1 protein-coding gene is annotated in these 12,329 nt (G+C 76.6%); it reads left to right on the forward strand.

All coding sequences use genetic code 11. The features are described 5' to 3' along the window. The first annotated feature begins 41 nt into the window (after positions 1–41). Positions 42–12,269: a type I polyketide synthase gene (locus ACFY8U_RS35520; protein WP_389576250.1), complete on the forward strand. Its 12,228-nt coding sequence runs from the start codon at positions 42–44 to the stop codon at positions 12,267–12,269. The last annotated feature ends 60 nt before the right edge of the window (positions 12,270–12,329 follow it).

Here is a 12,329-nt window from a genome sequence, read left to right on the forward strand (position 1 = left end):
CCCATGTGCACACCGCCGGCGCCACGCCCGACTGGGCCGCCGTGTACGCACCCTGGGCCCCCCGACGCATCGACCTGCCCACCTACGCCTTCCAGGGCGATGACTACTGGCTGCATCCCAGCCCCGGCGCCGGTGACCTCGGTGCCGCCGGGATGCGCGCCGGCGGGCACCCCCTGCTGAGGGCCGAGATGTCCCCGGCCGTCGGCGGCGGACTGCTGCTCTCCGGCCGCCTCTCCACCGCCGCCCAGCCCTGGCTGGCCGACCACGTCGTGCACGGCAGCACCGTGCTGCCCGGCACCGCGTTCGTCGAGCTGGCCCTGCACGCGGGCGCGTCCGCCGGGCTCGTACGACTCGACGAACTGACCCTGCACACCCCGCTCGTGCTGCCCGAGCGCGGCGGAGTGCAGGTACAGGTGCGAGTCGCGGCCGACGGCGCGGTCGACGTCCACGCACGGACCGAGTCCGACGAGGACGGCCCCTGGACCCTGCACGCGAGCGGCCTGCTCACCGGCGAGGAGCTCCCGCTCCCGGACGATGCCGCGGCCGAGCCGCCCGCCGACGCGGAGCCGGTCGCCCTCGACGCCCACTACTCCGCCCTGTCGGACGCCGGGCTGTCCTACGGCCCCGCCTTCCAGGGCCTGCGGGCCGCCTGGCGGTCCGGCGAGACGCTGTACGCCGAGGTCGCGCTGCCCGGAAAGGGCGCGGCGGCCGGGTACGGCCTCCACCCGGCCCTGTTCGACGCCGCGCTTCAGGCGCTCGCCGCCGGTCCGCTCGGTGAGGACGGGGCGGCCCGGGTGCCGTTCGCCTTCAGCGGCGTCTCGCTGTACGCCCCGGGCGCCACGGTGTTGCGGGTCCGCCTGGCCCCGGCCGGCGGGGACGCGGTGTCGGTGGCCGCCTTCGACGAGTCGGGCATGCCGGTACTGACGGCCGACGCGCTGACCCTGCGTACCCTCGGCGGACCGACCGCGCCGACCGCCGACCCGCTGTACGAGGTGGCGTGGACGCCGCTCGGCGCGGCGGAGACGCCGGCCGGGAACGCGGGACCCGACTGCTTGGTCGTGGACGACCCGGCGGAGCCGGACGCGGCCGACGCGGCCGGGCCGCTGGTGTGGCGGGCGCCGGCCGACGTGGTGGCGGTCCTTGCGGGTCTCCAGGCCTGGCTGGCCGGTGCACCGGCGGAGGGCACGCCCCTCGTGGTCCTCACCCGTGGCGCCGTCGCGGCCGCCGTCGGGGCCGGGATCACCGACCCGAAGCGGGCGGCGGCCTGGGGGCTGGTCCGCTCGGTCCAGTCCGAACACCCCGACCGGCTGGTCCTGTTGGACGCGGACACCGAGGACGGCCTGACACAGGCCGTCGGGCGGCTGCTCGACTCGGGCGAGCCTCAGGCGGCGCTGCGCGCGGGCCGCCTGCTGGTGCCCCGGCTCACCCGGCTGCGTACCCCGGGCGAGCCGCACGAGGCGCAGCCCATCCCTGCCCTCGACCCCGAGGGCACCGTCCTCATCACCGGCGGCACGGGCGCACTCGGCTCGCTGCTCGCCCGTCACCTGGTGGAGCGGCACGGCGCCCGGCACCTGCTGCTGACCGGCAGGCGCGGCGCCGACGCCCCGGGCGCCGCCGAACTGGCCGCCGAGCTGGCGGCCCTGGGGGCCTCGGTGCGGTTCGCGGTGTGCGACACCGGAGACCGGGACGCCCTCACGGCCCTGCTGGCCGGCGTCCCCGCGGAGCACCCGCTCACGGGTGTCGTGCACGCGGCAGGCGTGGTCGACGACGGAATGGCCGACACTCTGACGCCCGAGCGCCTGCGCTCGGTCCTCGCGCCCAAGGCGGACGCGGCGGTCGTGCTCGACGAGGCGACTCGCGACCTGGACCTGTCGTTCTTCGTCCTCTACTCGTCCGTGGCCGCCACCCTGGGCACCCCGGGGCAGGCCAACTACGCGGCGGCCAACGCCGTACTCGACGCGGTGGCGCAGCGCAGGGCGGCGCTGGGCCTGCCGGCCGTGTCGGTGGCCTGGGGCCTGTGGGCCCGTTCGAGCGCCATCAGCGGCCACCTCGACGCGACCGCCCTCGCCCGCGCGAGCCGGCTCGGCGCGCCCCTGTCCGACGCGCAGGGGTGTGCCCTCTTCGACGCGGCGCTCGACGCCGCCCGCCCGCACCTGGTGGCGGCGGTCGTGGACCGGGCCCGGCTGCGTGCGGCCACGGAAGTCCCCGCGATCCTGCGGGGGCTTGCCGGCACCGCCCGGAGCACGGCCGGACGGGCCGGAGGCAGGCGGGGCCGGGAAGGCCTCGCGGCAGCCCTGGCCACCGCGGCCGACCCGGCGCGCCGGCTCCTCGATCTGGTCCGGGCCGAGAGCGCGGCCGTGCTCGGTTTCGCGTCCGGTGACGAGGTGACGGCGGACCGTGCCTTCCGTGAACTGGGCTTCGACTCGCTCACCTCGGTCGAGCTGCGCAACCGCCTCAACACGGTCACCGGCCTCAGGCTCCCCGCCACCCTCGTCTTCGACTACGCCAACCCCACCGCCCTCGCGGAGCACCTTCTGGTCGAACTGGTCGGCGCCCGGGAGACCGCCGCGAAGCCCCGTGCGACGACCGCCCGCGGCGACGAGCCGATCGCCATCATCGGCATGGCCTGCCGGTACCCCGGCGGTATCGCCTCCCCCGAGGACCTGTGGCGGCTCGTCATGGCCGGCGACAGCGTCGCGATGCCCTTCCCCGAGGACCGGGGCTGGGACCTCGACGCGCTGTACGACCCCGACCCGACCCGCCGCGGCAGCTCCGACGTCCGGCTGGGCGGATTCCTCGACGGCGCGGGCGACTTCGACGCCGACCTGTTCGGCATCTCGCCGCGCGAGGCGCTCGCCATGGACCCGCAGCAGCGGCTGCTCCTGGAGACCTCCTGGGAGGCGTTCGAGCGGGCCGGCATGAATCCCGCCGGGCTGCGCGGCACCCAGGCGGGCGTCTTCGTCGGAGCCACCAACGTCGGCTACGCCAGCGGCGCGAACCTCCCCGAGGAGGTCGACGGACACCTGCTCACCGGTATGTCCGGCAGTGTCGTCTGCGGCCGGATCGCCTACACCTTCGGTCTCGAAGGTCCCGCCGTCACCGTGGACACCGCCTGCTCGGCCTCGCTGGTCGCCCTGCACCTGGCGGTGCAGTCGCTGCGCAACGGCGAGTGCGACCTCGCCCTGGCGGGCGGCGCCACCGTGCTGGGCGCCCCGGACGTCTTCACCGAGCTGAGCAAGCAGAAGGGGCTCGCGCCCGACGGGCGCTGCAAGTCCTTCTCGGCGGACGCGGACGGCACCGGCTGGTCCGAAGGCGCCGGCATGATCATCGTCGAGCGCCTCTCCGACGCGCGGCGCAACGGCCGCCGCATCCTGGCCGTGGTCCGCGGCTCCGCCGTCAACCAGGACGGCGCATCCAACGGTCTCACCGCGCCCAGCGGCCCCGCCCAGCAGCGGGTCATCCGGGCCGCGCTGGACGCGGCGGGCCTCGCGCCCTCGGGCGTCGACGCGGTCGAGGCGCACGGCACCGGTACGCGGCTCGGCGACCCGATCGAGGCCCAGGCGCTGCTGGCGACGTACGGGCAGGAGCGCGAGGACGACCAGCCGCTCTGGCTCGGCTCGCTGAAGTCGAACATCGGCCACACGCAGTGCGCGGCGGGTGTCGGCGGCGTCATCAAGATGGTGGAGGCGATGCGGCACGGCGTCCTGCCGCAGACCGTCAACGTCTCCGAGCCGACCGGGCAGGTGGACTGGTCCGCCGGCGCCGTCGCGCTGCTCACCGAGGCGCGGCCGTGGCACCGCGGGGACCGGCCGCGCAGGTCCGCGGTCTCGTCCTTCGGGATCGGCGGGACCAACGCGCACGTCATCCTCGAAGAGGCACCGGCCCCTCGCGCGCTGCCGTCCGCCCACAAGCCGGAGGCCGCACCGGACGCCGACGCGCCGGCGCGCCCCGTCGCCTGGCCGGTCTCGGCCCGCACCGACGAGGGCCTGCGCGCCCAGGCCGCCCGCCTGCGCGCGTTCGCGGCCGAACGCCCCGGTCCGGACGCGGCGCAGATCGCCCGGACCCTGGTCACCGGCAGGGCCGCGCTGGACCGTCGGGCCGTGGTGGTCGGGCACGACGACGACCTCGGCGGCCTGCTCGCCGGGCTCGACGCGCTCGTGTCGGAGACCTCGTCGGCCTCCGTGGTCCGTGGCACGGCGGTGCAGGGGCGCACCGCCTTCGTGTTCACGGGCCAGGGCTCCCAGTACGCCGGTATGGGGCGCGAACTCTATGCAGCGCACCCGGCGTTCGCCGAGGCGTTCGACGCGGTGGCGGCCCGGATCGACATGGGGACGCCGCTCACCGAACTGCTCTTCGGGGACGGGGCCCACCTCGAGCGGGCCGGCAACGCCCACGCCGGCACGTTCGCTCTCCAGGTGTCCCTCGCCCGGCTGCTGGAGTCCTGGGGCGTCACCCCCGACGTGGTGCTCGGCCACTCCACCGGCGAGCTGGCCGCCGCGCACATCGCCGGCATCCTCTCGCTCGACGACGCCTGCACCCTGGTGGAGGCACGCGCCCGGCTGCTTCTCGGCCTGCGCGAGGACGGGAAGATGCTCGCCGTGGAGGCGCGCGAGGACGACGTACTGCCCCTGCCCGACGGCGCCGACCTCGCCGCGGTCAACGGGCCCGAGTCGCTGGTCGTCTCCGGTGACGCGGACGTGCTCGACGCGCTCAGGGACCGCTGGCGGGCAGAGGGCCGGCGCGTGAAGGACATCTCGGTCTCCCTCGCCGCCCACTCCCACCACGTGGACCCGGCCCTCGGCGAACTCGCCGCCGTCGCGGCCGGCCTCACCCACCACGAGCCCGCCGTTCCCATGGCGGCCACCGGCCCCGGGCAGCTCGACACACCGGAGTACTGGGTCGAGCAGATGCGGCGCACCGTCCGCTTCGCCGACGCCGTGCGCGGTCTGCGCGGGGTGCGGCGGTTCGTCGAGATCGGGCCCAAGGGCGGGCTGTCGGCCATGGCCCAGCAGCTGGTGGACGACGCGGTCGCCGTGCCGACGCTGCGCTCCGGCGTCCCCGAGCCCGAGGCCCTGCTGCAGACGCTGGCCGGGCTGCACGTGTCGGGCGCGACGGTGGACTGGCCGCTGGACGCGGTCGAGGGCGCCGACCTGCCCACGTACGCCTTCGAACACCGCCGGTACTGGGCGCTGTCCGAATCCGGCCCCGCCGACGTGGAGGGCGCCGGTCTCGCCGGCGTGGACCACCCGCTGCTGGGCGCGGCGGTGGCGTCGGTGACCGACGACGGCCTGGTGCTCACCGGGCGCCTGTCCACCTCGGTCCACCCCTGGCTCGCGGACCACCGGCTCCGCGGCACGGTCCTGGTCCCGGGCACCGCGCTGCTCGAACTCGCGCTGCAGGCGGCCCAGATGACCGGAGGCCGACTCGTCGAGGAACTGACCCTGCACGCGCCGCTGGTCCTGCCGGAGCGGACGGCCGTGCGGTTCCAGGTCGTGGTCGGAGCCGAGGACGGCGCGTCCGGCGGCGGACGCGAGGTGGCGGTCTACGCCCGCCCCGAGTCCGGCACCGACGGACCGTGGGTCCGGCACGCCGCGGGCGTGCTCGCACCGGCCCTGCCGCCGGAGCCGGCGCCGCAGCCGGAGTGGCCCCCGGCGGGCGCGGAGCCCGTGGACCTGGAGGGGCACTACGCGCTGCTGGACGCGGCAGGCCTGGAGTACGGGCCGGCGTTCCAGGGCCTGCGGGCCGCCTGGCGGTCCGGCGATGTGCTCCACGCCGAGGTCGCGCTGCCGGACCCGCAGCGTGGCGACGCCTACGCGGCGCACCCCGCGCTGCTGGACGCCGCGCTGCACGCCCTTGCCCTGGCGGGCCCCGCGGAGGCGGGGCCGCCGGCACCACGGCTGCCGTTCTCGTGGTCGGGCGTCGCGCTGCACGCGGTCGGCGCACGGACGCTGCGGGTACGCATCACGCCCGTCGGCCCGGACGCCGTGACGCTCGACGCCTTCGACGACGCGGGCCTGCCCGTGCTGTCCGTCGCGTCGCTGACGCTGCGGGAAGCGGCCGCGCTGACGGCCCCGGAGCCGGCGGCCGACTCCCTGTTCGAAGTGGTGTGGACCGAGCTGGACGAGGCGGCCGGGAGCGCCGCCGGCGAGGCGTGCGTGACCGTGGACGATCCGGACGGCCTCGCCGAGGTGCCGCCGGTGGCCCTGTGGCGGGCACCCGCCGACCCGGCCGCGGCGCTCGCCGGGGTACGGGCCTGGCTCGCCGACGAGCGCACGGCCGACGCGCGGCTGGTGGTCCGCACCCGCGGCGCCGTCGCCGCCGTCACCGGAGACGACGTCGCCGATCCGCTCACCGCCGCCGCGTGGGGCCTGGTGCGAACGGCGCAGACCGAGCACCCCGGACGCTTCGTGCTGATCGACGCGGACACCGACGAAGAGGCGGCGGCCGTCCTCGGCCTGCTGTCCGGGGCGGACGAGCCGCAGGCAGCGGTGCGCGACGGCCGGGTCCTGGTGCCCAGGCTGAGGCGTTACCGGTCCGAGGGCACGGACACCGCCGTACGGCTCGACCCCGACGGGACCGTGCTCATCACCGGCGGCACCGGTGCGCTGGGCGCGATGCTGGCCCGGCACCTGGTGACACGGCACGGCGTCAGGAACCTGCTGCTGACCGGCCGCCGCGGCCCCGACGCCCCCGGCGCGCGGGACCTGGTCCGGGAACTGGCCGAACAGGGCGCGGACGCCCGCGTCGTCGCCTGCGACGCGGCCGACCGCGAGGCGCTGGCCGCGCTGCTCGCGGAGATACCGGCCGAACACCCGCTGACGGGGATCGTCCACACCGCCGGCGTCCTCGACGACGGGGTCCTGGAGGCACAGACCCCCGAGCGGCTGGCCGCGGTGTTCGCGCCGAAGGCCGAGGCCGCCCTCCATCTGCACGAGCTGACAGCCGGCCAGGACCTGGCCATGTTCGTCCTGTACTCCTCGCTCGCCGCGACCATCGGTGCCGCCGGACAGGCCAACTACGCGGCGGCCAACGCCGTGCTCGACGGCCTCGCCGCACACCGCAGGCACCGGAGCCTGCCCGCCGTCTCGCTCGGCTGGGGCCTGTGGGCGCAGCCGGGCGCGATGTCCGAGCACCTCGACGGCACGGCCGTCGCCCGGCTCACCCGCCTCGGAGACGCCCTCGGCGCCGAGGAGGGCCTCGCCCTCTTCGACGCGTCGCTCGCCTCCGACCGGGCCCACCTGGTGCCGACCCGCTTCTCCCCGGCACCCGTGCGCGCGGCGCACGAAGTGCCGCCGCTGCTGCGCGCGCTGGTGCGCGTCCCCGCCCAGCTCCGCAAGGCCGGCGCGTCCGGCGCGGACCGGGGCAACGGCCTGGCGGCGAAGCTGGCGGTGGCCGCCGACCCGGCCGGGCTGCTGCTCGACCTGGTACGCGACGAGGTCGCCGCGGTGCTGATCCACGCGCCGGGCGAGCGGGTCTCCCCGGACCGGGCCTTCCGCGAGATGGGCTTCGACTCGCTCACCTCGGTGGAACTGCGCAACCGGCTCTCGGCCGTCACCGGTCTCAAGCTGCCCGCGACCGTGGTCTTCGACCATCCGGCCCCCAGAGCCCTGGCGGGCCACCTGCACGAGCGGCTCGCCGGCACGGTCCGTGCCACGCGGACCACCGCGCCCGAGACCGCCCCCGCCCTGGCGGACCACCCGCACGAGCGGCCCACCGGCACGGTCCGCGCCACGCGGAGCACCGCGCCCGTGGCCGCACCGGCCCCGCCGGCGCAGCCGCCGGCCGGTGAGCCGATCGCCATCGTCGCGATGGCCTGCCGCTACCCGGGCGGGGTGGACTCGCCCGAGGACCTGTGGCGGCTGATGGCCGAGGAACGCGACGTGGTCGGCCCGTTCCCCGCCGACCGTGGCTGGAACCTCGGTTCCCGGGGCCGCGGCGACGCCATCCGGGCCGGAGGCGGCGCGTTCGTCGACACCGCCGGTGACTTCGACGCGGCGCTCTTCAACATCTCGCCGCGCGAAGCCCTCACCATGGACCCGCAGCAGCGGCTCCTGCTGGAGACCGCCTGGGAGACCTTCGAGCGCGCCGGCATCGACCCCGCGACCCTGCGCGGCAGCAGGACCGGCGTCTTCGCCGGCGCGATGGGATCCGGCTACGGCGTGGGGCTGCAGATGCCCGAGGACGCCGAGGGCCACCTGGTCACCGGCAGCGCGGGCAGCGTCGCCTCCGGCCGGGTCTCCTACACCTTCGGCCTGGAGGGCCCGGCCGTCACCGTGGACACCGCCTGTTCGGCGTCGCTGGTCGCGCTCCACCTGGCCGCGCAGGCGTTGCGGTCCGGCGAGTGCACCATGGCGCTCGCCGGCGGCGTCACCGTCGTCGCGACCCCGGACGTGCTGATCGGCTTCAGCCGGCAGAACGGCCTGGCCGCCGACGGCCGTTGCAAGGCGTTCGCCGCCTCGGCCGACGGCACCGGTTGGGGCGAGGGCGTGGGCCTGCTGCTCCTGGAGCGGCTCTCCGACGCCCGCCGCAACGGCCACCCGGTGCTCGCGGTGGTCCGTGGCTCCGCCGTCAACCAGGACGGTGCGTCCAACGGGCTCACCGCGCCCAACGGCCCCGCGCAGCAGCGCGTCATACGCGCCGCGCTGACCGCGGCCGGCCTGGAGCCGTCCGAGGTCGACGCGGTGGAGGCGCACGGCACGGGCACGAGGCTCGGCGACCCGATCGAGGCACAGGCCCTGCTGGAGGTCTACGGCCAGGACCGCGACGAGCCGCTGCACCTGGGGTCGGTCAAGTCGAACCTCGGCCACACCCAGGCCGCCGCCGGCGTCGCCGGCGTCATCAAGACGGTCGAGTCGATACGGCGCGGCACACTGCCGAAGACGCTGCACGTGGACGAGCCGACCACGGAGGTGGACTGGTCGGCGGGCGCGGTGGAACTGCTCACCGAGGCCCGTCCCTGGCCGCGGACCGGTCGCCCCCGCCGGGCGGGTGTGTCCTCGTTCGGGATCAGCGGCACCAACGCCCACGTCCTCATCGAGGAGGCCCCGCACGAGCGGCAGGCGGAGCAGGCCGCACCGCCGGAGCCGGGCACGGCGCCCGCCGTACTGCCCTGGCTGCTCTCGGCCGGCTCACCCGCCGCCCTGCGCGGCCAGGCCGCGCGGCTGCTCGCTTTCGCCGACGCGCACCCGGAGACCCCGGCCGAGGACATCGCCCGCGCCCTCACCGGCTCGCGGGCCCAGCTCGCACACCGCGCGGCGCTGCTCGGCGCCGACCGCGAGGCGCTGCTCGCCGCCCTGCGCGCCTTCACCGAGGGCGCCCCGGGCGCCCCCACCGGCAGGGCGGACGAGTCCCGCACCGCGTTCCTCTTCGCCGGCCAGGGCGCGCAGCGCGCCGGAATGGGCCGTGAACTGTACGACGCGCACCCGGTGTTCGCCGGGGCCTTCGACGCCGTCTGCGCCCGGCTGGAGCTCGGCCGGCCCCTGCGGGACGTGGTGTTCGGCACCGACGACGACATCCTGGCCCGGACCGAGTACACCCAGCCCGCGCTGTTCGCACTGGAAGTGGCGCTCTTCCGGCTCGTGGAGTCGTGGGGCGTACGACCGGACGTGCTGGTCGGCCACTCGATCGGCGAGCTGGCCGCCGCGCACGTCGCCGGTGTGCTGTCACTGGACGACGCGTGCACGCTGGTGGCGGCCCGGTCCCGGCTGATGCAGGCGCTGCCCGAAGGGGGCGCCATGCTCGCGGTCGAGGCCGCCGAGGACGAGATCACGCTGCCCGACGGCGTGGACCTCGCGGCGGTCAACGGCCCGAAGGCGCTGACCGTATCGGGCGACGAGGAAGCGATCGCAGGCTGCGAGGAGGGCTGGCGGGCGGAGGGCCGCAAGGTCCGGCGGCTCGTCGTCTCGCACGCCTTCCACTCGCACCGCATGCAGCCGATGCTCGACGCCTTCCGCGAGATCGCCGAGCAGCTGACGTACCACGCACCGGCCGTCCCGCTGGTCTGCACGGCACCGGGCGACCCGGCGACCCCCGAGTACTGGGTGCGCCAGGTCCGCGAGCCGGTCCGGTTCGCCGACGCCGTCGCCGAACTGTGGCGCCGGGACGTCGGCGCCTGCGTCGAGCTCGGCCCGGACGGCGTGCTCACCGCGCTGGCCCGCGCCACCGCCGGCCAGGACGTCGTCGCCGTACCCGCGCTGCGGCCCGGCCGCGCCGAGCCGGTCACGCTGCTGACCGCCGTGGCCGCCGCCCACACCCGCGGTACCCGCGTGGACTGGCAGGCCGTCCTGGGCGCCGGCCCCCGGGCCGCACTGCCCACCTACGCGTTCGACCGGACCCGCTACTGGCCGGAGTCCCGCGCAGCGGAATCCGGCCCGGCCGACACCGAGTTCTGGGACGCCGTCGACTCCGGCGACCTCGGCGCCCTGGCCGGAATGGATCCTGGCACGGCCGCCGCGCTGGCCGAGGCACTGCCCGCGCTCGCCGCCTGGCGCCGGACCCGGATGCTGCGCGAGGCCGCGGCCGACTGGCGGTACCGCGTCGAGTGGACGGACGTCCTCCCGACGACCAGGCCCGCCGGCGGACACTGGCTGGTCGCCGCCGCACGCGAGGACAGCGACCGGGCCGCGGCCGTGGCCGCCGCGCTGCGGGACAGCGGCGCCGGGGCGACCGTCTGCACGCCGGACGAGCTGCCCGCGGCCGACCCCGCCGACGGGGTGCTGCTGCTCTCCGACGACCCGGAAACCGTTCTGACCGTGGTGCGCACCGGACTCGGCTCGCCCCTGTGGTGCGTGACGACGTCGGCGGTCGGTGCCGGCGGCACCGTGGCCGACGCCCGCGCGGCCCAGGTGTGGGGTCTGGGCCGGGTCGCGGCCCTCGAACTCCCGCGCCGCTGGGGCGGTCTCATCGACCTGCCCGAGCAGCCCGGCGCGGACACCCTGGCCCTGGTCCCCGCCGTCCTCGGCGGCACGGAGGACCAGGTGGCACTCCGCGGCGGCCGGGTCCTGGCCCGCCGCCTGGGCCGCGCACCGCTGGCGCACGGCGGGGCGTGGAGCCCGGCGGACACCACGCTCATCACCGGCGGCACGGGCGCCCTCGGCGGGCACGTCGCCCGCCTGCTCGCCCGGCAGGGGGCCGAGAAGCTGGTCCTCACCAGCCGGTCGGGGCCCCGGGCGCCGGGTGCCGCGGCCCTCGTCGCGGAACTCGCGGACCTGGGCTGCACGGCCGTCGTGGAGGCGTGCGACGTCGCCGACCGCGACGACCTCGCAGCCCTGCTGGCCGCACACCCGGTCCGGGCCGTGGTGCACACCGCAGGCACCGACACCGCCCGTCCCCTCCGGGACCTCGATGCGGACACCTTCCGCGAGGTCCTCCGGGCCAAGGTCGACGGCGCCCGCAACCTCGACGAACTCCTTCCCGACGCCGAGCAGTTCGTCCTGTTCTCGTCCATCGCCGGGGTGTGGGGGAGCGGGGAGCAGGCGGCGTACGCGGCCGGCAACGCCTCCCTGGACGCGCTCGCCGAACGCCGCCGCGCCCAGGGCCGCGCAGCCCTCTCCCTCGCCTGGGGACCCTGGGCCGGGGAGGGCATGGCCGCGGCCGGACTCGGCGGAGCCGACGGCGATGCCGCCGCCTACCTCGCCCGGCGCGGTCTGACCGCGATGGCGCCCGAGACGGCGCTGCGGGCCCTGTCCGACGCGCTCGGCGCGCAGGACACCTGCGTGACCGTCGCCGACGTGGACTGGAGCCGCTTCCTGCCCGCCTTCACGGCCGGCCGGCCCGCCCCGCTGTTCGCCCCGCTCACCGACGGCGAGGGGGAGGAGCAGGCGGCGGAGGAAGGACTCACCGCGTACGCCGTCGGACTGGCCGGCTTCTCCCCGGCCCGGCGCGAACGCGCCCTGCTCGACCTGGTGCGCCGTCAGGTCGCCGACGTACTCGGCCACCAGGGAGTGGACGGCATCGCCGCGAGGAGCGGCTTCGCCGACCTCGGGTTCGACTCGCTGACCGCCGTCGAGATCCGGGGGAGGATCGCCGCAGCCACCGGACTGGGGCTCCCCAACTCGATGATCTTCGACTACCCGACCCCCGCCGCACTCGCCGCCCACCTGTCGGAAGAGATCGCGGCAGAGGCCGCTCCCACCGCGGACCAGGCCCCGGCCCCCGCCGGCGCGGATATCCCGGCGGACAGCACCGAAGAGGGTCCGTCGGAGGGCGACATCGACCTGATGGACCTCGACGCGCTCATCCAGACCGCGTTCGAGAATCCGGAGGAGTGAACCCCCTTCCCGCCTGCTCGAACACCATCGCAAATGCCACCCGTCGGCCCGGCCCCCTAA

Source organism: Streptomyces sp. NPDC012508, from assembly GCF_042902595.1.
Classification (GTDB): Bacteria; Actinomycetota; Actinomycetes; order Streptomycetales; family Streptomycetaceae; genus Streptomyces.